Here is a 19,893-nt window from a genome sequence, read left to right on the forward strand (position 1 = left end):
CGCAAACTGAGGGAGTTCTCGAGCTTACATGCACAACAAAGCTGACCGCCTACGCAAAAGCCGTTCCCCGAAAACCGATCCGGCGCTCGGTAAACGACTGCCCCCAGGCCAGGTGCTGACGGAGCGTTTTCCAATCCTCCACGAAGGCGAAGTACCGGAATATGCCCTCGCCAACTGGTCGCTGCGCCTGTTCGGCACACTCGCACGGCCAATCGAATTACGTTACGCCGATCTGCAGGCGCTGCCGCAACGACAACTGCGCTGTGACATCCATTGCGTGACGCGCTGGTCGAAGTTCGACACCGAGTGGAGCGGGGTGCATCTGCAGGATTTGTTGCAGGCGTTCGATATCCAACCGACGTCGGCGTTCGTCATGGCCCACGCCGACCACGATTACCAAACCAACTTGCGACTTGATGATCTGTTGCACCCCGACAGTCTGTTGGCCACCCATTACGCCGGCCAGCCGTTGACCGCGCAACATGGCTGGCCGCTACGGCTGGTGGTGGCGGGGCGGTATTTCTGGAAGAGCGCGAAGTGGCTGCGCGGGATTGAATTCGTCGAGCAGGAACAAGCGGGGTTCTGGGAGCAGAACGGCTTTCATCTGCACGCCGATCCGTTTGCCGAACAGCGATTCAGTGGTGATGAACTGGATATTGCCGAGGATGCCTGGCTGGAAAAAGAGTTCGACTAAGTCTCCAGAACGCAGCCTGTTCAAACATTGGAATACGATCAACCTGTGGGAGCGAGCTTGCTCGCGAAGGGGCCTTTTCAGTGACCTATTCGTTGACTGATCTACCGCATTCGCGAGCAAGCTCGCTCCCACAGGGGGATGTGTTTGCATAGCTATTTAGTTGTTGATTAGTTGGTTCTGGTGTTGGCTCAGCAACACTTCTGTTGAACTAAGAACAACTTTTTAGAGCGATCTAACCTAAGCGTTATTGGTTCTTTTACGGCCAGCAGCCGCTCATCTAGCATCGGATTTCAAGGGGAAACGTCTTACGCTGGGGAAACTGCAACTCACCATAAAAAAGCCTTCACTGCCTTCCAGAAATCCAAAACTACAGCAGACATTGCCGCGCATTGCTTGCCGAACTTTATTGTCGGCAGCGGCCGGGTATTAACTGCGATTCAAGGAGCTGTTATATGCATTACCGTTCCCGTTCATTACTGGCGGCTGCCGTTGTGTCCGCTATTTGGCAACTTCCGGCCAACGCCGAAGCAACTTCCGTCAGCGCCGACAGCGACTCCCGCCTCGGTACCGTGTTGGTCACCGGCACCCGTGGCACTTCACGCACTGTGCTCGATTCGCCGGTCCCGGTCGATGTGCTCACCGCCGAAGACCTCAAATCCGCCGGCGCCGCCGATGGCGAACTGGGCGCGGCGTTGCAGACGTTGCTGCCATCCTTCAGCCTGCCACGCCAATCCAACTCCGGCGGCGCCGACCATGTGCGCGCGGCGCAACTGCGCGGCATGAGCCCGGATCAGGTGCTGGTGCTGGTCAATGGCAAGCGTCGCCATACGTCAGCGGTGGTCAACGACTCGTCGAAGATCGGGCGCGGTACCGCACCGGTCGACTTCAACTCGATCCCGCTGAGTGCGATCAAACGCATCGAAGTGCTGCGCGATGGCGCCGGTGCGCAGTACGGCTCCGATGCGATTGCCGGGGTGATCAACATCATTCTCGACGACGCGCCCGAGGGCGGCGAAGTGTCGACCAGTTATGGCGCTTATCACACTCATCAGGACGCCATCGGCAAGACCACCACCGACGGCCAGAACAGCGTGACCACCGCGAAGATCGGCACGCGTTTGGGCGAAGAGGGCGGGTTTATCCGTGGCGGCACCGAATACAAGGATCGCAACCCGACCAACCGCGCCGGTTTCGACGGTTTTGCCGACAGCCCTGGCCAGCGCAACTATGTGATGGGCGACGGCGTCGCGCGCGACGTCAATCTCTGGTTCAACAGCGAACTGCCGCTGGCCGGCGGCAAAGCTTACAGTTTCGGCACCTACAACCAGCGCCACACCACCGGCGCCGAGTTCTATCGCTATCCGTACGAACAGCCGCAGTTCTACCCCAACGGCTACTTGCCGCAATCGCTCGGCGACAACAAGGACATCTCCGCCACCGCCGGTTTCAAAGGCCTGCTCGGAGACGAGTGGGATTTCGACAGCAGCATCACCCACGGTCGCAACCGTTTCGAGGGCTCGACCCGGCGCACGCTGAACGTCAGCCTCGGCGAAGACTCACCCACGAAGTTCGACACCGGCGATTACGAGCTGCGCCAGACCACCACCAACCTCGACTTCAGCCGCGAACTGCGTCTTGGCGAGCGCTCCTTTGTATTGGCGGTTGGCGGCGAATACCGCTACGAAAACTACCTGACCTATGCCGGTGACGAGGCCTCCTACATCGGCTTGGGCGCCGACGGCGCCAACGGCCTGCGGCCAAGCGAAGAATCGGATCTGGATCGCAATGTGTTCGGCACTTACGCCGAGTTGTCCGGCGATCTCACCGACCGTTTCTTTGTCGACGCCGCTACCCGCTGGGAGCATTACGACGATGCCGGCAGCAAACTCACCGGCAAACTCAGCGGTCGCTACAAGCTCACTGAGCAATGGGCCTTGCGCGGTGCGGTATCGAACAACTTCCGCGCACCGTCGCTGGCCCAAAGCGGCTTCCAGAACACCACCAGCAACTTCGGCGACGGCGGCACCCTGACCGACATCCGTGTGCTCTCGGTCAACGATCCGATCGCCCGTGCGCTGGGTGCCGAGAAGCTTGATCCGGAAACCTCGAAGAACTTCAGCCTCGGCCTGACCTTTCAATTGAATGAACGCTTCGATGCCTCGCTGGACGTGTTCCGCATCGACGTCAAGGATCGCATCACCCTGTCGCAACGCATCGGCAGCGATGCCCTGGAAAACTACATCAACGACAACTTCGGCGTCGCCGGTGTGCACGACGTCAACTTCTTCACCAACGCTGCCGACACCAGCACCGACGGCGCGGAATTGGTGCTCAACTACCACCAGCCGTTCTACGAAGGGCAACTGGGCCTGACCACCGCGTATACCTACAACCACACCAAAGTCACCAGCACCAAAGGCACGCCGTCGCAACTGACGGCGTTGGGCATCGGCAACGACGCGCTCGTTGGTGTCGAAGAAACCAACACCCTGACCGACGCTGCGCCGAAGGATCGTTTCATCTTTTCCGCCAACTGGGCCAGCGAACACTGGGGCTTGCTCGGACGCTTGACGCGCCAGGGCGAGACCACCCGGGTGTTCGATTTCGGCGACTCGCAGCCCGAGCAAACCTACGGCGCGGTGTGGCAACTCGACGCCGAAGTGGCCTACAAATTCACCCCGAAATTCAACATTGCCGTGGGCGGCAACAACCTCACCGACAACTACCCGGAACGTTCCGGTTCGGCGATCAACTACGGCGGCAACCTGCCGTACGACGTACTGTCGCCAATCGGCACCAACGGCGCCTATTACTACGCCCGCGCCACCTATGGTTTCTAACGCGGGACCGGGGCGGCATCTGCCGGTGTTTCAGGCGTTGCTGATCACGCTGGGCATGGTGATCACCACCGACATCCTGAAAACCGCGCCGACCGTGGCCCTCAATGTCGGGCCGGAGCATTTCTACCTGGTGTGGGTGCTGGGCGGCGTCGCCTCAATGATCGGAGCGCTGTGTTTTGCCGAGATGGCCACGGCGTTTCCGCATCCGGGCGGCGACTATCACTTTCTGCGTACCGCGTATGGCGAGCGCATGGGATTCCTGTTCGCCTGGTCGCGGTTTTCGGTGATGCACACCGGCTGGATAGCGTTGTCGGCGTTCATGTTTGCCGATTATGTCGATGCGGTGGTGCCGCTGGGTCAGTACGGTTCGGGGCTGTTTGCCGGGGCGGTGATAGCCGCGTTGGTGCTGCTTAATCTGACGGGCAAACACATTGGTTTTATCACCCAGACCTTGTTGGTGGGGCTGTTGGCGCTGGGCTTTTTGAGCATTGCCAGTGCCGGCGTTTGTTTGGCCTGGCAAGGTATCGAAGCGCTTGCGCCGGGTCTCTCGCCCGTCGCGGAAAACACCGGTATGACCGGGTTTTCGGCGGCGATGATTTTCGTCTTTCTGGCGTTCGGCGGCTGGAGCGATGCGGCGACATTATCGGCGGAAGTGCGTGATGGCCGGCGGGGGATTTTCATCGCCATGCTCGGTGCGCTGAGCGTGTTGATGGCGATCTATCTGGCGCTGAACTGGGCGTTCGTTGTGGGCCTCGGATTTTCGGGACTGGCCGCCAGCAATGCCCCGGCAGTGGAGTTATTGAGCCGCGCATTCGGTGCACCGGGTGTCCTGCTGATTTTGCTGATGGTTGGCATCGCCGCGATCGCGACCATCAATTCGACCCTGTTGGTCGGCGCCCGCACCACTTACGCGGCTGCGCGTGATGTGCCGCAACTGCGCAGTTTCGGCGACTGGGACGAACGACATGGCGTGCCGCGCAAAGCGTTGCTGGCAGAAGGTGCTGTGGCGTTGTTGCTGGTGCTGTTCGGCAGTTTTACCCAAAGCGGCTTCAACACCATGGTCGAGTACCTGACCCCGGTTTATTGGCTGTTTCTGAGTTTGAGCAGCGTGGCGCTGATCATTCTGCGACGGCGTTTTCCTGAGGTGCCGAGGCCGGTGAAGGTGCCGTTGTATCCGCTGTTACCGCTGCTGTTTTTCGGCTTGTGCCTGTACATGCTGTATTCCAGCGTGACGGTGGTGGGGTTTGGGGCGTTTTTCGGGATGGGGGTGTTGCTGGTTGGTGCCGTGCTATTGGCCGGGTTGAGCCGTTTAAAAGCGAACCCTCACCCCAGCCCTCTCCCGGAGGGAGAGGGGGCCGACCGAGGTGTCTTGCGTGATACATCGACCTGAAAGAACGAGTCGATTATGGATTCAGAGAAGCAAATACAGGTCGGCGTACGTCTCCAATATCCCCGGATCGGTTCCCTCTCCCTCAGGGAGAGGGCTAGGGTGAGGGGCTTCTGATTCTAGAAGGACACCTCCGCCGGCTGCGACAACCGCAGCACCGACAAGTCCCCGGTAATACGCTTGTAAGCCAGTCGAATCGCTTCGATGCTGGCCCCATTTTTCGCACTGTTCTCATGCAGGATCACAATCACCTTGGTGCTCAAGCGCTCAGGCTCTTTCGCGCCCTTGTCCCGCCATTGCCCATACGCGTCGAACACACTGAAACCATCAGGAAACCGCGACGTCACCTCCTGATCAAGAAACTCACGCCAGCGCGCCGTGCTGACCGCACCGTCCTTGCCATCGATCGAACCCACGGAGAAGTACAACTCGGTGCGAATCCACTGCGCCTGCGCGGGCCGCGAGGCATCGCCTTGCAGGGTCGAACCGGCGGGATCATGGGTGTGAACGGACGCAGGAGGAGGGCTGGCACAACCGGCGACGGCGAGGAATAAAGCCGCCAGGAAAAGACGTTGAGGCATGGAACATCCTTATTGATCGTTAGGAGAACCCATCGAGTATAAGGTTGCGATTTGCTGGCCAATAAAGACCTAAAAAGCAGGCTTTTAGGCGCTTCGGGAATAACCCTCGGCGCCTGAAAATTCACTCGGCCTGTTCTATCTTGAACTGGCCGTAGCCGTCGACCTGGCCAAGGTCGACCGGGATAAACATCCCATAAGTCTGCAGGTACGCGTAGAGGGCTGTAATCTTGCCTAGATGGTAGTCGTCGCCGGTGCAATTGAGCACTTTTGCCATTCCCTTCAACGATGCAAAAAGCTCGCTTGCGGTTTGTTCCGACTCGACCTGGCAGTCAAATCTCCTGTCGAACCGCTTGGGGGATTGCTGGTATCTGGCACTTTCCCGCTGCGTTGTGAAACTCAAGTGTGCGCCGACCGGCATATTGGCCCAGTCGCCCTCGAAGCGTAGATCGGTAATGGTGTCGGTTTTCAGTTGAATGCCGTCCCGGTCATTGACGTAATCCACTTTCGCCAGCTCGGTCAGCCCACGAAAACTGAGCCTGACGGATTGGCGTTTTGCGTCGCTGTAGCGTTCGGTCAGTTGTGTACCCGGCTCGTAGGGCAGATAAGTGGTATCACGACTCTGTCGTCCCACTGCCCGCCATCTCGCTTGGTTTTCATCAATATACGAGGCGTAGGGGGTCAGCAGGATCTTCTGCTTGTTGGCCTCGTTGAAATCTTTGAACGACAAGCGCAGGTGCTGGAGGCTTAGCTGCGGAGCAGGCAACTTCAACGCTTCGATGGATTTCAGAACCGAAGCCGGTAGAGCTGGAGCAGGTAAGACAAAAGGCGTTTGCTCACGTCCCAGGTAAGGCGGGTATTGCTCCAGTGTCTGTGGCGAACCACACGCCAGTTTCAGCAATTGGCGCTCTTCGGTGCCGAGGGCTGGCGAAGCAACGGGCTGCTGCGTAGTCAAGACCTGACCACCCATCACGCGACTTTGCTGATCAAGGTAGAAAGTACTCAAGGAGGTCAACTGTTGCTGCGTACAGTCGGCGCTCCAGCGCTGCCGGGTGTGGGAGTAAAGATTTTTTGCGCGTGGCATCAGTGCTTCAGCGGCCGGAACCCGGGCCGACCAGAAAAACAGCTGACCCTCCCTGCGATTGAGGCTGGCACGATCTATCAGTTGCCAATCCTGATGATCTGGCGCCGCAATGATTCGCCACTGAGGGATCGGCGTTTGCGCGCACACCTGCTTGAGCTGAGCACTTTTCAAATAGCGTTCTTTTTCTTCTGGAGGCAGTTGTCGAGCCTCTGGCGTTTTACCTCGAGGGTCAGCCGCGTAAGGGACCATTCCTACGGTGCTGAGATACGCCATTTGCGCATCGGGTAACTGACAATCAGCATCAAACCGCGCCATGGAGTGCATTTTTTCGCCCTCCACCGAAAGGACGATGTAGGTCACGTGATTGCCTTCACGTACGATGGAATTGACCTGCGGTGGAGCCAGCAAAGCGTTGTTGAAGACGCTCAGGCCTGGCAGCTCGGCCTTTGCTTCTGTCTGTTTTGCGGGTTGTGCTTGTGGCTGTTTGACTGGCGAGCTCTGGCATCCCGAAAGCCCGAGGGCAAGACCAAGCAATGGCAAACAACTGAAACGGCGAATCAAGGCATCCATGCGGGCACACACTAATGGCAAAAGTGATGGCACTTTAACATGTTCGCCGTTCTGGCAGCATTCGCGACAGTCTGTTGCAGGCAGATATCAGTCCTTTATAGCTGTAGTTTATTTCTCCACCGAAGCGACCTGCCGTATCTCGCGCTAAGCACTCGGCGATTTCGCCAATGCGATTTCGGCCGCTCCCAACCGCTTGAGTATCTCGAACAGCAAATCACTTTTGGTCACCCCGACAATCCTCGGACTGCCCACGTAACCGGTGACCGTCAAGGTAATCCCGTCCGGCGATAACTTGCTGAAGCGTACGAACGGGGCGGGTTTATCGAGGATGGTTTCGTTCTCCCTGTACGTGTTGAGCAACAGATCCTTGACCTCTTCGGGATCGATATCCAGCGGGAACACCAGTTCCAGCGACGCCACGCCTTGCGCGCTGCCGCCCAGCGTGACGTTGCGCAGGTTCTGCGAGATCAGTTGCGAGTTGGGCACGATGACGATCGAGCGGTCGCTGAGCTGGATTTCCGTGGCGCGCACATTGATGCGGCGGATATCGCCTTCGACACCGCTGATGCTGATCAAGTCGCCGACCTTCACCGGCCGTTCAGTCAACAGAATCAGGCCCGAAACGAAGTTCTTCACGATCTCCTGCAAACCAAAACCGATGCCTACCGACAGCGCACTGACGATCCACGCGAGATTGGTCCACTGCACGCCCAGCGACGACAGCGTCAGCAGAATCACGAACGCATAACCGATGTTGGAAAACAGCGTGCTCAGCGAAGCGCACATGCCCGGGTCCATGTCGGTCTTGGGCAGGAATTCGTTATCGAGCCAGCGACGCAGGGCGCGGATCAGCCAGATGCCGATCATCAGCGCCAGCACGGCATTGAGCAGATGGCCGGGGACGATGTTCAGCTTGCGCAACCCGGCGCCGCCAAGGATCGCCATGATGTTGCTCGCCAGTTGCCCGAGCGTGGTGCCGATGCCACCGACAAACAGGGCGATGACCGCCAGCAGCAACAGCGCGGCACGGCTGAAACCGGACAGCAGAATCGAGATCTGATCGAGTCGTCGATCACCGATACCCAATAACTGTTTGAGCGCCTTGCCGCTCGCGTGCCGTGGCGAAAACACGTGCTCGCAGACGTCCCTGATCAACTGGATCAGCAGGTAGAAACCCGACAAGACAATGTACGCCCACACCAGCTCATAACTGATGAACCTCGCCAGCGACACGTAGCCAGCCAGCAGTGCGATCGCCGAGACAAACATCGAGATGCTGGCAATGGTGTAAATCACCCCGGCAAACGTACTGTTCGCCGCCGCATCATTGGCCGCGACCAGCGCCTTGTGCACCTTGCCGACGCGCAGCAGCAGGACCGTCACGATCGCCAACACGACGATCGAAATGACCCCGCGTCCGGCGATCACGATCTGGCTGCTCATGCCGGTGGCGTTGCTGACCTGCACCAGCGTTACCAGCACCAGTAACGTGCAGGACAGGATGCGCGGGTAGGGCTTGAGCGCCAGCGCGACATGATCGGCAATCGCCGGTAGGCGCCACGATGGGTGCTCGGTCGACAGCAACGCGCGGCTCAACCCGGTGAGCAGAACGCAGGCATACACGACCTTCTCGAACTCTTCGGAGAAAGTTTCCAGCACCGGCGGCAAAGGCTGGTGGCGGGTGCAGGCGTAGAACAGCAACTGCAAGGCAATGCCGGTGGTGGCGATGGTTGCCAGCGCCGAGGCGAACGCCAGTGCACTGCGGCGCAGACGTCCCTCGGGCATGCGGTAAATGCACACCCAGGTCAGACCGCGTTCCGCCAGCCTGCGGCCAAATGTCCAGATGATCAGCGCCAACGCCATCAGCACACTGGTGTAGAAACGTTCCCCTGGTGCCCACACGGTGGCCCAGGTGTCGCGCACTTGCGCGACGAAAAAGCGCAGACGCTGACGATCATCCTCGGACGGACTCACCACTGGCGACCAGAAGCTCGGGCTCAGCACGCTGTCAGTGCCCAGCGTCAGCTCACTTTCCAGCAGTGTGCGACGGATGCCGGCGATCTGCGTGATCAGATCAGCCGCACTCTGCTTCAGCGCCGCCAAGCTCTTCAACGTGCCATCGACCTTGCTCTTCTGCTCGGCCAGCGACGCCCGTTGCGCGACGATGTCTGCCTGCTCAGCCGCCAGATCGGCATCCGGCGCAGCCCCCAGCACCCCCAACTGCACCGCCAGTTGCGCCTGTTGCGGCAGCAACGCCGCCGACAACCGGTCGACATCCAGAATAAACGCCTGCACCCGATCCTGCGGGCCTTCGAGCTGGTTGTAGTTGTTTGCTGCGGAAATCTGTTGCTTGAGGCCGTCGAGGCGTTGTTGCAGCGCCTGCAGATCGCTTTGCGAAATCACCGGCAGCGGCGCGGCGGCGGCGGTGGTGGCCGGCGCCGGTAAATCGGCTGCCCACAGCGTCGGACTACCGCCAACCAGCAGCATGAATACGACAAAAAACAACGACTTCAATGTGTTGCGCATGGGAGGGGCGGCTCGAATGGATCACACAGTCTATGAGGTTAGGTGATCGAGCCAATCGGGGAGGAAAACTTTCCGGCGGAGCAGGGCAGGTGCGCAGCGCTTCCAGACGAAAAAAGCCCGACGGATGAGGTCGGGCCTTTCTTCGGGGACTGCGCTGGAGCGCTGCATTCAGACAGCGCGACGTTCGAGCAAACGGTCTGAACCGCCTTCGGCCACTGCATCGCTGAACAGCGGATCGGTTTCGGTGGCAGCTACTGCATCGCTGAACAGTGGGTCTGTCTGGGTCGCGGCGGCGACTGCATCGCTGAACAGCGGATCTGTCTGGGTGGCAGGTTCAGCGGCGAATGCATTCAGGGCGAACAGCGAGAAAGCGATGCTGAGAAGGGCTTGGCGTTTCATGAGTATGTGCTCCGAGGTGTAGTGGGTTTGTCTGGAGCCGATCTTACGCCGCGCTGGTTATAAGAGAACTTCATTGAATTAATGGTTGTTATTGATGCAGTTAATGATCCTGTTTTTTGAATCCATTGGGGATTGAACCGGGATTCACCTGAGCACTGATCAACTCGGCCAACATCCGCACAGGTTCGGTGAAAGTCTTGCGAGACCGGTGCACCAGCCCAATATCACGGTGAAAGGTGTGCTGCCCGAGGTCGAGCACCCGGACACCGGCAGGCCATGCAAAGTCAGGCGCCGTTTGCGGCACCAGCGCCACCCCGACACCGTTCTCGACCAGTTTGATAATCGCCTCCAGCTCATCCAGCTCGCAGACCTCACGCAGGGTGAAATGCATCTGCCGCAGAAAGCGGTCGACCTGCCTGCCGCCAAAGGAAGATCGGTCATATCGAATGAACGGCTGGCTGGCAAGCAACTGGGTCCAGTCATCTCCCGGCATATCACGCGGCACGATCAACCGGTAAGGCTCCAGTGCCAGCGTCGTCCAGCGCAGGTCACTCTGCAGAGAAAAGGGTGGGCGGATGATCACGGCCATGTCGATCTCGCCAGCATCCACCAGGTTGACCAGTTCCATCGATAAACCCGGCACTACCCGGGATCGGCACTGCGGGCAATGTTGGTGAAACTTTGCCAGCGCATCAGGCAAATAAGAGCGCTGCACCGAAGCAATCGCGCCAATGTTGACCAGCACGCTGGGCGGCAGTCCCACGGTCGTCGAACCGAGGCTGTCGTAGAGCCTGAGCAGTTCCTGCGCTTGCAGAAGGATCTGATGGCCCATTCTGTTGAGGTGCGCCGAGCGCCCCTTTCTGTCGAACAGCTCGAAGCCGAGTTCGGCTTCCAGGCGCTGGATCTGTGCGCTGACGGCGGCCTGCGTGAGGCCGATTTTGTTGCCGGCAGCAGCGAAAGTACCTTCGCGCGCGACGGCGATGAGTGTCTTCAGTTCTTTGATCATTCACAAATATTAATTGTGATTCTAAGAAATATATATTGATTTTTATGTTGGGTATTCCGCCCTAGGATGTTTTCCATCCCCGGCAGCGGCTGAACCCAAGGCGCCGATGACGGCAGGAATGTTCGCCAACCCATAAAAACATGATCGGAGTTCTGATGAGCCTCTCGCCTTTCCACCTCGCTATCCCCGTTTACGATCTGGCAGCAGCGCGCACCTTTTACGGTGAAGTCTTTGGACTTGAAGAAGGGCGCTCCAGTACTCAGTGGGTCGACTTCGACTTTTATGGCCACCAACTGGTCATTCACGAACACCCGAAAACCGCGTCCCAGGAAAGTGTTCACAGCAACCCGGTCGACGGTCACGACGTTCCGGTTCCGCACTTCGGCATCATTTTGGGCTGGCAACAGTGGGAAGCATTGGCTGAACGGCTGAAGTCCTTTGGCACCGAGTTTGTGATCGAACCGTACATTCGCTTTCAGGGGCAGGTTGGCGAGCAAGCCACCATGTTTCTCTTTGATCCTTGCGGCAACGCTCTGGAATTCAAGGCTTTCAAGGATATGAGCCAGCTCTTCGCCAAGTGACAAACGTCATGGCACAACCCGGTTGTGCCATTCGGTCTCAAGAGAGCTGGAAGCTCATGACTCTAGCAACTGCCCTTAGTGCAGACCTTTCATTCCAACAAAAAGGCTAGACATGAAACGTATTCCCCTGGTGTGGCAAATCGTTGCCGGGCTGTTGCTTGGCGTGCTCGTCGGTTGGTATTTCAATACCCATCCGCAGTATCAAACATGGGTCAGCGCGGAGATCCTGAAGCCTCTGGGCGACATCTTTATCAAAATGATGAAGATGGTGGTGGTGCCGATTGTGTTCTGCTGCATGATCCTGGGCATTGCCGGCGGTGGCGATAACAAGTCATTTGGCCGCATGGGCATCAAGTCGCTGGGGTATTTCTTTGCGATTACCGCGCTGGCGATTGTGGTCGGCCTGTGTTTCGCAAATATCTTCGAGCCGGGTACCGGCACCGATATTTCCGGCCTGTCCCACAGCACGGCATCGATCAACATGGAGCCATCAAAAGGCGCGCTGGTGATCTTGCAGAACATCGTGCCGGACAATGTTCTGGTGGCGATGTCGGAAGCGAAATTGCTCTCGGTGCTGTTCTTCGCCGTGCTGTTCGGCCTCGCCCTGAATGCGCTGCCGAGAGAAAAAAGTGCACCTGCCATTGCGCTGGTTCAGAGCATTTCCGATGCGATGTTCAGAGTTGTCTCAATCGTCATGGCCTACGCGCCGATTGGTGTCTTCGGCATGATCGGCGCGACTGTCGCAACGTTTGGTTTCGCCTCGCTGTTGCCGTTGCTCAAGTTGATCGGCGTGGTTTACCTGGCGCTGGTGGTCTTCGCCTTGGTGATACTCGGTGGCATTTGCTACTTGATTGGCGAGAACATTTTCAAGTTGATCCGCTACTTTCGCAGTGAACTGATTCTGGCGTTCTCGAGTGCCGCATCGGCCGCCGTCATGCCGCAGTTGATGACTCGGTTGGAGAGCTACGGTGTGCCGCGTCGGATCGTCAGTTTTGTGGTGCCGGTGGGTTATGCATTCAATCTGGACGGCGCTTCGATCTTCCTCGGGGTTGCGACGATTTTCGTCGCGCAGCTCTATGGCATCGACCTGTCGCTGTCTCAGCAGATCTTGCTGGTGGTGACGATGGTGCTCACCTCGAAAGGCGCGGCGGGGGTGCCCGGTTTTGCCATCATCATTCTTTCCGCGACGTTGGCTTCAGCCGGTCTGCCCTTGGAAGGCGTGGCATTGATCACGGGTATTTTCAGGATCATCGACAGCGGTACGACCACGCTGAACGTATTGGGCAATGCCATCGCACCGCTGGTGATTGCCAAGTGGGAAAGAGCAACGCTTGAACCTGCACGCGTTCGTCCAGGGGCCGAGGTGTGAGTCTTTAACCGCGAGTCGGTACGACGCATATCTGCTGTTTATACCGCACTGATAACGAGTGCTCGCCCGCTAACAAAGGGGCGTTTTTTTCGGTCTTTTTACTAGACGACCGGTCTATTGATTTGGAGTGTTTATGATTGATAACGTTGTTGATACCGACCTTTTTTCACCCATGGACATGGGTGCGCTGCAGTTGGCCAATCGCATTGTCATGGCGCCGGTGACCCGCAGCCGCATGGCCGAAGACGGCGTGCCGAATGCAATGCACGCGACTTACTACGCTCAGCGTGCCAGTGCAGGCCTGATCATCGCCGAAGCGACAAACATTTCCGCTCAGGGGCGCGGCTATGCGATGACCCCGGGAATCTGGTCGCAAGAGCAAGTCGCCGGGTGGAAAAAGGTCACCGATGCCGTACATGCGGCCGGCGGAAAAATCGTCAGCCAGTTGTGGCACGTCGGGCGTTTCTCCAGTGTCGAGTTGCAGCCCAATGGCCAAGCACCGGTCGCGCCTTCGGCGATCAAGGCTGAGGGCAGCACGTACACCGAGAAAGGTTTTGTCGAAGTGTCGATGCCGCGTGCGCTTGAGACCTCGGAAATTCCGGGAATCATCGAGCAGTACAAACTGGCTGCCGAGAACGCCAAGCGCGCCGGTTTCGACGGTGTGGAAGTGCATTCTGCCAACAGTTATCTGCTCGACCAGTTTCTGCGCGATTCGACCAATCAGCGCACCGATCAGTACGGCGGCTCCATCGAGAACCGTGCGCGGCTGACGCTGGAAGTGACTGAAGCGGTGGTTTCGATCTGGGGCAGCGACCGCGTTGGTATCCGACTCTCGCCCGTAACGCCCGATGCCGGCAATACGCCGCCCGACAGCAACGTCATGGCGACTTATGGCTACCTGATCCAGCAACTCAATCGATTCAATCTGGCCTATCTGCATTTCGTCGAAGGCGCCACGGCCACTTCGCGCACCGTGCCTGCGGGCGTGGATCTGGACGCGTTGAGTGCGCAGTTCGAAGGCGCGTTCATTGGCAACAACAATTACGACCTGGAGATGGCGCTTGAGCGTCGGGCGCAGGGCCGTATCGACGCGGTGGCGTTTGGTCGCTTGTTCATTGCCAACCCCGATCTGGTGGAGCGTCTGCGGCGCGGTCTCGAACTGACCATTGCCCCGCGCGAGAGTTACTACGGCGGGGGCGCGAAAGGCTACATCGATTGGCCCACCGCCAACGCCTGAATGACTGCCCGGACGCAATCGCATTCACTGTGAAGAGGAACGGAACATGAACTATCTGCACAACAAAGTCGCCATCGTCACCGGCGCATCTTCCGGTATCGGGGCGGCAACCACACGGGCGCTGGCGGCACACGGCGTTCGCGTCGTTGCCGCCGCGCTGGATGAACACGGTCTGAATACGTTCGTCGCCGAGTTGCGTGAAGCCGGTCACGACGTGGCCGCTTTTACCACTGATGTGACCCGGCCGGATCAAACCCGGGCGCTCGCCAGATTTGCGCAGGACACCTATGGCGCTGTCGACATTCTGGTGAACAACGCCGGGCTGATGCTGTTCTCCAATTGGGTCGATCTGGCCGTGGCGGATTGGGACAAGATGATCGACGTGAACATCAAGGGCTAGCTCAATGCCACAGCTGCCGTGCTGCCAATGATGCTGGAGCACAAGTCCGGGCAGATCCTCAACATGGACTCGGTGGCCGGCCATCAGGTCGGGCCAGCGGCGGGTGTTTACAGCGCCACCAAATTTTTTGTGCAAGCCATGACCGAGTCCATGCGCAAGGAGCTGGGCGTGCAGCACGGCATCCGCGTCAACACGGTCAGCCCCGGCGTTATCAATACCGGCTGGGCAGACAAGGTCAGTGATCCACAAGGACGCAAGGCCGCCCAGGAACTGAACCGCATCGCCATCGCACCTGACGATATCGCGCGTGCCGTGATCTACGCGCTCAACCAGCCGGACAACGTCACCGTCAACGATCTGATCATTTCGCCGACGCGCCAGGACTGGTAACCGTCGGCTGTTCCTGCTGCCGGGTGCCAATCCTGGCTCTCGGCAGCCTTTGTCACTCACCCCCAACGATAGGAAACAACCATGTCCAAGAACATCAAAGCCGTGCCGACGGCTGAATACAACGCTGTGATCGCCACCGCCAGTCAATACGTAGAAGGTCTTCGCATTGGCAGCGCGCAAGGCGTGGCTCAAGTCTTCCATAAAGAGGCAGTGATGTACGGGTTCACCAACGGCGAACTGCTCGGCGGCCCGATCAAGAACCTGTTCGATTTTGTCGAGAAGAACGGCGCAGCCCCCGAAATCAGCACGCGACTCGACGTGCTGGCGATTACCCCAACCACCGCCGTGGTGCGTGTGGATATGGAAACGGATGCAATTGGCGCCGACTACAACGACTACCTGACTTTGATCAAAATTGACGGCGTCTGGAAAGTCATTGCCAAGGTGTATCACCAGTTCGAGGGCTGAATACCAATCGGTCCCGGTTGTCAGAGAGCGTCTGTTGTCGGTTGATGACTCAGCGTTAATGCTGTCCTACCGCTTTGAAGAGGCACCTTTGCCGCTGGATAATTACGTGGCCAGCGTGAAGCTGGTGGCTTTGACCGGACAAGACAAAACGCTCCTCAGTTGGTCGGCGAGTTTCGATGTTCGAGAGCCGAATGACGCTGAGCACTATCAGGCACTGATCCGCAGCCTGATCGTCGACGGTCACAATGGGCTGCAGGCGTTGCTCGCCCAGCATTAACAACACACGGTTCACACGCCCTCATTCCCGCAAGGAATGCAGGGCATAAAATTAATGAATTTTTCTTATCTGGCGTCTCGGCGTAGTTTCCTCTGAAACAACAAGGAGCCTCGTCGTGAACCCAACGTCAGCAGAAAAATTCGACACTTCCCGCGCCAGCGAATACGCCCGACAAAGTCGCATCGCCCTGGCCGGCTATGACGCCTGTCACGATCTGGCGGCCTGCATGTTGGCGGCCAGTCTCGGTTCGCGGCCGGCCAACATACTGGTGGTCGGCGCGGGCGGTACGGCGCAGGAAATCATTGCGATGGCGGCGCTGGAGCCGCAGTGGCGTTTCATTGCAGTTGATCCTTCCGCGCCGATGCTTGAGGCCGCCGTGCAGCATTTGGAGGCCAACGACTTACTGCATCGGACGCAGGTTCATCTCGGGCACGTCGAGGACTTGCCAACCGATGCGCCATTCGACGCGGCGACATTGATCGGCGTGCTCCATCATCTGAACGGTGATGAACCCAAGCGCCAGATTCTGCAAGCGATTCAAGCGCGCCTCAAACCAGGCGCGCCGCTGATTGTCGCCGGCAATCATTACGCCTATGCCAGCCAACCGTTATTGCTGGAGGCGTGGGGGCAGCGTTGGCGGCAGCAGGGTGCAAGTGCGGAAGAGGTGAAGGCCAGGCTGGGCAAGATTTTGCAAGGCGCCGACCCGCCGCATTCCGAAGCGGCGGTTCAGGCGTTGTTGCATGAGGCCGGGTTTGGCGAGGCGACGCGGTTTTTCAGCAGTCTGTTCTGGGGCGCGTGGCTGACGTGCAAAACCAACGCCACTAAAAGTAGCGACTCGGCACTTCCCCCAACACTTGCTTGAATACCGTCGCAAACGCACTGGAACTGCTGTAGCCCAAGTCCATGGCGACCTGTGTGACCGAATGACCTTTGCCCAGCATGACAATTGCCGCCAGCAGGCAGGCTTGCTGCCGCCACTCGATATAGCTGATCCCGGTGTGCAACCGAAAATGTCGGGTAAAGGTGCGTCGACTCATGCCCGCACGTTGCGCCATGTCGTCGATACCGACCTGCAAAGAAGGCTGCTGCAGAAACGCGCGGCATACTGTCGCCAATCGAGGTTCCGCCGGCAACGGCGCATTGAGCGAAAGCGCGGGCATGCTGGCGATTTCGTGCAGCAGCAAGCCCATCAAATAGCCGTCATGGCCTTGAGTTGAATAGCGCGCGGGCACATCGATGGCTTTCATCAGCAGTTGACGCAATAGCGGCGACACATCGAGCACCTCGCATTGCCCCGGTAGTCCGAGGCGCTGCGCCGCTTGTTTGCGGATATAGGTGTTGTGCAGCGTGACAGGCCCGCGCATTTGCATGGAGTGGGGCAATTGCGCTGGCACCCAGATGCCGCGTTGCGGCGGCACGACCCAGTTGCCGTCATCGGTAAAAACGGTAATGACGCCGCTGGCGGCATAGGCGAATTGGCCGCGCTGATGATCGTGCAGCGGGAACAGCGTGCCGTCCGCGTAATCAATGGCGGTCACGACGGCATCGCGCGGGGTGTTCTGGTAAGGATGGCGGCTGATTTCTCTCATGGCCCGATTCTAGTGAAAGTTGGCCTGTGACTGAAAGCAGGCCAGGACAATTGCCGGCATATTTCTCCGCGCCCGAGTACTTCCGCTCGGCGCCGGGAAAGATTGACCATGCAAAAGAAGCATCTTGTACTCGCCGTTCTGGTGACAGCTGTCTGGGGATTGAACTTCCCCGTGACCAAACTCGGACTGGCCGCTATCGACCCGCTGTTGCTGACCGCACTGCGATTCACGCTGGCGGCATTGCCATGGGTGTTTTTCGTCGAGCGCCCACGCGTAGCGTTCCACTGGCTGGCTGCTTACGGACTGATTTTCGGCGTGGCGATGTGGGCGTTGATCAATCTGGGCATCGCGTGGGGTGTGCCACCTGGAACCGCATCGTTGCTGATCCAGTTCAGTGCATTTTTCACTTTGGGCTGGGGCGTGGTTTTTTTCGGCGAACGTCTGGGGCGGCTGCAATGGCTTGGCACGCTGTTGGCCGCCGCCGGCCTGATGGGCATCGTACTGAGTCGCCCCGGCGACGCATCGACGGCGGGTTTGGCACTGGTCATTGGCAGCGCCCTGGCGTGGAGCATTGGCAACGTCGTGATCAAGGTCTCGAAGGTGCGTGAGATTTTTGCGTTTGTGGTGTGGGCGAGCCTGTTTCCTCCCATCCCGCTCATGCTGCTGACATGGCTGTTGCATGGCACCGCACCGTTCACCGCATTGCCGTCGCAGCTCAATGCGATAACCGTGTTTTCAATCGCGTTTCAGGTCTACGCTGCGACGCACTTCAGTTATTGGGGATGGAACTTGCTGTTGCGCGAATACCCGATGTCGCGAGTGGCACCGTTGTCGCTGTTGATCCCGGTGTTCGGGATCTTCAGCTCGATGGCGATCTTCGGCCAGTATCCAAGCCTCTTTGACTGGCTTCCGATCTCGCTGGTATTAGTGGCGATCCCCTTGGGATCAGGGCACGTGCACGCCATGCTGCTGCGCCTGCGGGTTCGCCAGCCACTGTGCCCGGGATAACCCGTAGCACTTGCACAGGGCAGGTGCCCCGGAAAGGTTCAATTCGGCGTCATACAAGTGCCCGGCGCCGATTTTCAACAGCGCTTTTTGCGAACGAAGGTTGGCGGGGCCGATGTGGAAATAGACGGTGTCGTAGACCTTGAATGCATGCTCCAGCATCAATGCTTTCAATTCACGATTGGCATCACCACCCCATTTTTCCCGTACCAGAAAGGTGTAGCCGATGGCGATACTCTCGGGTTGATCGGGCGGCGTGTAGTAGCTGGACATTCCCACGATCTGACCTGACTCGAGACCGATGACGGCGAGTGCTTTTGCGCTGGCCAGTCGTGCGGCGAAGTAAGCTTCAAACACTTGCCGTTCATAGCGATCGCTGGCGGGGTGGCCGGCCCAGATGAGCGGATCACTGGCGGCCAGGAACAACGCTTCAAAGTCACTGGCAGCCAATGCCCGGAGCTTCAGGGTGTTTCCATATAGAGCGGGCTGGCAGTCGAAGTCGCCTAAAGGCATGGTTTGCGTTCCTGGTCGAACTGAGGAGTGTGGCCAGTTTAGGGCGAGGAACGGTTAAGCAAAGATCCAATTCGAGGGGGATTCATGGGGCCACTCGGTCTGAGAACTCAGCCTGATGAGTCGGGGTTTTTATCCGGCAAATCATTTGCCTTATATCATTCTAAGCAACGCAGCTTTGATAATGGCTTCTGAACGTGTTGACGAATTCATCTTCCGGGTGAGCTGTTGACGTCAACGCTGGTGACGAAGCGAGTAATTCCGCTTCGGCCGTTGCTGTTGTGAGCTTGCGGACCCGCGCCAATGTATCCATGACAATTTATTGATTGTCTTGATTCGCCGATTTTACGATGAGCCTCCGGTTATCTGGTTTGAGGCTCATCATGCACATCGCCATCCTGACGTTTGAAGGTTTCAACGAACTCGATTCGCTGATTGCGTTCGGCATTCTCAACCGGGTTCAACAGCCGGGTTGGCGCGTGTCTATCGCCAGCCCCAAGGCAAAGGTGCAGTCGATGAACGGCTTGACGATTGAGGCGCAAGTATCTCTGGAAGAAGCTTGCGACGCCGATGCTGTGCTGGTGGGTAGTGGAAGATTGACCCGGGATGTCGTCGCCAATGCCGAACTGATGTCGCGTCTGCGCCTTGATCCTGCGCGCCAGCTCCTCGGCTCGCAGTGCTCTGGCACGCTTATCCTGGCCAGGCTGGGACTGCTGAACGACGTTCCCGCCTGCACCGATCTGATCACCAAACCGTGGGTCGAGGAGGCCGGCGTAGCGGTGCTGCATCAACCGTTTACAGTCAGCGGCAATGTCGCCACCGCAGGCGGCTGTCTGGCCTCGCAGTATCTGGCGGCCTGGTTCATCGCCCGTCTTGTCAGTGTGGAGGCCGCGCGCAATGCACTGCATTACGTGGCGCCGGTGGCGGAGAAAGACCTCTACACCGAGCGGGCGCTGGCCAATATTTTACCGTTCTTGTAAGGC

The 19,893-nt window shown here is 58.5% G+C and carries 18 protein-coding genes and 1 pseudogene; 12 read left to right on the forward strand and 7 right to left on the reverse strand.

Annotation, left to right across the window (positions count from 1 at the left end; genetic code table 11):
- The first annotated feature begins 28 nt into the window (after nt 1–28).
- The 3 genes from HUW52_RS15030 to HUW52_RS15040 all read left to right on the forward strand — a co-directional run bounded on the left by HUW52_RS15030 (nt 29) and on the right by HUW52_RS15040 (nt 4,924).
- Nucleotides 29–694 carry a sulfite oxidase-like oxidoreductase gene (locus tag HUW52_RS15030; protein ID WP_175554089.1) on the forward strand — a complete coding sequence of 222 codons (666 nt, stop codon included), beginning with the start codon at nt 29–31 and terminating at the stop codon, nt 692–694.
- 452 nt (nt 695–1,146) lie between these two features.
- Nucleotides 1,147–3,534 carry a TonB-dependent siderophore receptor gene (locus HUW52_RS15035; RefSeq protein ID WP_175554090.1) on the forward strand — a complete coding sequence of 796 codons (2,388 nt, stop codon included), beginning with the start codon at nt 1,147–1,149 and terminating at the stop codon, nt 3,532–3,534.
- The gene (locus HUW52_RS15040; protein WP_175554091.1) at nt 3,524–4,924 is read left to right on the forward strand and encodes an APC family permease; all 1,401 of its coding nucleotides are present in this window, start codon (nt 3,524–3,526) and stop codon (nt 4,922–4,924) included. The genes HUW52_RS15035 and HUW52_RS15040 overlap by 11 nt, the downstream gene beginning before the upstream one ends.
- 116 nt (nt 4,925–5,040) lie before the next feature.
- Here HUW52_RS15040 and HUW52_RS15045 read toward each other — a convergent pair whose 3' ends face one another.
- The 5 genes from HUW52_RS15045 to HUW52_RS15065 form a co-directional block, all read right to left on the reverse strand.
- Complete coding sequence (locus tag HUW52_RS15045; RefSeq protein ID WP_175554092.1) at nt 5,041–5,502, reverse strand: DUF3574 domain-containing protein; 462 nt, start codon at nt 5,500–5,502, stop codon at nt 5,041–5,043.
- A gap of 121 nt (nt 5,503–5,623) precedes the next feature.
- A complete protein-coding gene (locus tag HUW52_RS15050) occupies nt 5,624–7,153 on the reverse strand; it encodes a hypothetical protein (protein ID WP_175554093.1) in 1,530 nt (509 codons plus the stop codon).
- A gap of 144 nt (nt 7,154–7,297) precedes the next feature.
- Complete coding sequence (locus HUW52_RS15055) at nt 7,298–9,679, reverse strand: DUF3772 domain-containing protein (RefSeq protein ID WP_175554094.1); 2,382 nt, start codon at nt 9,677–9,679, stop codon at nt 7,298–7,300.
- Between the two features lie 168 nt (nt 9,680–9,847).
- Complete coding sequence (locus HUW52_RS15060; RefSeq protein WP_175554095.1) at nt 9,848–10,078, reverse strand: hypothetical protein; 231 nt, start codon at nt 10,076–10,078, stop codon at nt 9,848–9,850.
- A 100-nt stretch (nt 10,079–10,178) separates the two neighbouring features.
- Nucleotides 10,179–11,084 (reverse strand): LysR substrate-binding domain-containing protein, encoded by a 906-nt coding sequence (locus HUW52_RS15065; protein ID WP_016986816.1) that lies wholly within the window; start codon nt 11,082–11,084, stop codon nt 10,179–10,181.
- 155 nt (nt 11,085–11,239) lie between these two features.
- Here HUW52_RS15065 and HUW52_RS15070 point away from each other — a divergent pair, with 155 nt between their 5' ends.
- From HUW52_RS15070 to HUW52_RS15100, 7 genes and pseudogenes are all read left to right on the forward strand, one after another.
- On the forward strand, nt 11,240–11,665 hold the full coding sequence (locus HUW52_RS15070; protein WP_026000724.1) for a VOC family protein: 426 nt from the start codon (nt 11,240–11,242) through the stop codon (nt 11,663–11,665).
- A 112-nt stretch (nt 11,666–11,777) separates the two neighbouring features.
- A complete protein-coding gene (locus HUW52_RS15075) occupies nt 11,778–13,034 on the forward strand; it encodes a cation:dicarboxylate symporter family transporter (protein WP_175554096.1) in 1,257 nt (418 codons plus the stop codon).
- 133 nt (nt 13,035–13,167) lie between these two features.
- Nucleotides 13,168–14,271 (forward strand): alkene reductase, encoded by a 1,104-nt coding sequence (locus tag HUW52_RS15080; protein ID WP_016986814.1) that lies wholly within the window; start codon nt 13,168–13,170, stop codon nt 14,269–14,271.
- A gap of 46 nt (nt 14,272–14,317) precedes the next feature.
- Nucleotides 14,318–15,061 (forward strand): annotated as a pseudogene (locus HUW52_RS15085) (SDR family oxidoreductase).
- A gap of 81 nt (nt 15,062–15,142) precedes the next feature.
- Nucleotides 15,143–15,529: a nuclear transport factor 2 family protein gene (locus HUW52_RS15090; RefSeq protein ID WP_016986812.1), complete on the forward strand. Its 387-nt coding sequence runs from the start codon at nt 15,143–15,145 to the stop codon at nt 15,527–15,529.
- A complete protein-coding gene (locus HUW52_RS15095; RefSeq protein ID WP_371929218.1) occupies nt 15,498–15,806 on the forward strand; it encodes an SRPBCC family protein in 309 nt (102 codons plus the stop codon). The genes HUW52_RS15090 and HUW52_RS15095 overlap by 32 nt, the downstream gene beginning before the upstream one ends.
- Before the next feature lie 115 nt (nt 15,807–15,921).
- The gene (locus HUW52_RS15100) at nt 15,922–16,668 is read left to right on the forward strand and encodes a class I SAM-dependent methyltransferase (RefSeq protein ID WP_175554098.1); all 747 of its coding nucleotides are present in this window, start codon (nt 15,922–15,924) and stop codon (nt 16,666–16,668) included.
- Here HUW52_RS15100 and HUW52_RS15105 read toward each other — a convergent pair.
- Nucleotides 16,628–17,395 carry a helix-turn-helix domain-containing protein gene (locus HUW52_RS15105; protein WP_175554099.1) on the reverse strand — a complete coding sequence of 256 codons (768 nt, stop codon included), beginning with the start codon at nt 17,393–17,395 and terminating at the stop codon, nt 16,628–16,630. The two genes, HUW52_RS15100 and HUW52_RS15105, sit on opposite strands and share 41 nt — an antisense overlap.
- Nucleotides 17,396–17,503: 108 nt before the next feature.
- On the opposite strand from HUW52_RS15105, the gene HUW52_RS15110 reads away from it, so the two are divergent.
- On the forward strand, nt 17,504–18,403 hold the full coding sequence (locus HUW52_RS15110; protein WP_175554100.1) for an EamA family transporter: 900 nt from the start codon (nt 17,504–17,506) through the stop codon (nt 18,401–18,403).
- Here the strand turns inward: HUW52_RS15110 and HUW52_RS15115 are convergent.
- The gene (locus HUW52_RS15115; protein ID WP_256667820.1) at nt 18,341–18,913 is read right to left on the reverse strand and encodes a GNAT family N-acetyltransferase; all 573 of its coding nucleotides are present in this window, start codon (nt 18,911–18,913) and stop codon (nt 18,341–18,343) included. The two genes, HUW52_RS15110 and HUW52_RS15115, sit on opposite strands and share 63 nt — an antisense overlap.
- 380 nt (nt 18,914–19,293) lie before the next feature.
- On the opposite strand from HUW52_RS15115, the gene HUW52_RS15120 reads away from it, so the two are divergent.
- Nucleotides 19,294–19,890, forward strand: a complete 597-nt coding sequence (locus HUW52_RS15120) for a DJ-1/PfpI family protein (RefSeq protein ID WP_175554101.1) — start codon at nt 19,294–19,296, stop codon at nt 19,888–19,890.
- Nucleotides 19,891–19,893 lie beyond the last annotated feature (3 nt).

This window comes from Pseudomonas sp. 43A (assembly GCF_013363935.1).
Classification (GTDB): domain Bacteria; phylum Pseudomonadota; class Gammaproteobacteria; order Pseudomonadales; family Pseudomonadaceae; genus Aquipseudomonas; species Aquipseudomonas crudilactis.

Coding starts and splice junctions, on each gene's coding strand:
- HUW52_RS15030 (WP_175554089.1), top strand. CDS start 29: ATGCACAACAAAGCTGACCGCCTACGCAAAAGCCGTTCCCCGAAAACC.
- HUW52_RS15035 (WP_175554090.1), top strand. CDS start 1,147: ATGCATTACCGTTCCCGTTCATTACTGGCGGCTGCCGTTGTGTCCGCT.
- HUW52_RS15040 (WP_175554091.1), top strand. CDS start 3,524: ATGGTTTCTAACGCGGGACCGGGGCGGCATCTGCCGGTGTTTCAGGCG.
- HUW52_RS15045 (WP_175554092.1), bottom strand. CDS start 5,502: ATGCCTCAACGTCTTTTCCTGGCGGCTTTATTCCTCGCCGTCGCCGGT.
- HUW52_RS15050 (WP_175554093.1), bottom strand. CDS start 7,153: ATGGATGCCTTGATTCGCCGTTTCAGTTGTTTGCCATTGCTTGGTCTT.
- HUW52_RS15055 (WP_175554094.1), bottom strand. CDS start 9,679: ATGCGCAACACATTGAAGTCGTTGTTTTTTGTCGTATTCATGCTGCTG.
- HUW52_RS15060 (WP_175554095.1), bottom strand. CDS start 10,078: ATGAAACGCCAAGCCCTTCTCAGCATCGCTTTCTCGCTGTTCGCCCTG.
- HUW52_RS15065 (WP_016986816.1), bottom strand. CDS start 11,084: ATGATCAAAGAACTGAAGACACTCATCGCCGTCGCGCGCGAAGGTACT.
- HUW52_RS15070 (WP_026000724.1), top strand. CDS start 11,240: ATGAGCCTCTCGCCTTTCCACCTCGCTATCCCCGTTTACGATCTGGCA.
- HUW52_RS15075 (WP_175554096.1), top strand. CDS start 11,778: ATGAAACGTATTCCCCTGGTGTGGCAAATCGTTGCCGGGCTGTTGCTT.
- HUW52_RS15080 (WP_016986814.1), top strand. CDS start 13,168: ATGATTGATAACGTTGTTGATACCGACCTTTTTTCACCCATGGACATG.
- HUW52_RS15090 (WP_016986812.1), top strand. CDS start 15,143: ATGTCCAAGAACATCAAAGCCGTGCCGACGGCTGAATACAACGCTGTG.
- HUW52_RS15105 (WP_175554099.1), bottom strand. CDS start 17,395: ATGAGAGAAATCAGCCGCCATCCTTACCAGAACACCCCGCGCGATGCC.
- HUW52_RS15110 (WP_175554100.1), top strand. CDS start 17,504: ATGCAAAAGAAGCATCTTGTACTCGCCGTTCTGGTGACAGCTGTCTGG.
- HUW52_RS15115 (WP_256667820.1), bottom strand. CDS start 18,913: ATGCCTTTAGGCGACTTCGACTGCCAGCCCGCTCTATATGGAAACACC.
- HUW52_RS15120 (WP_175554101.1), top strand. CDS start 19,294: ATGCACATCGCCATCCTGACGTTTGAAGGTTTCAACGAACTCGATTCG.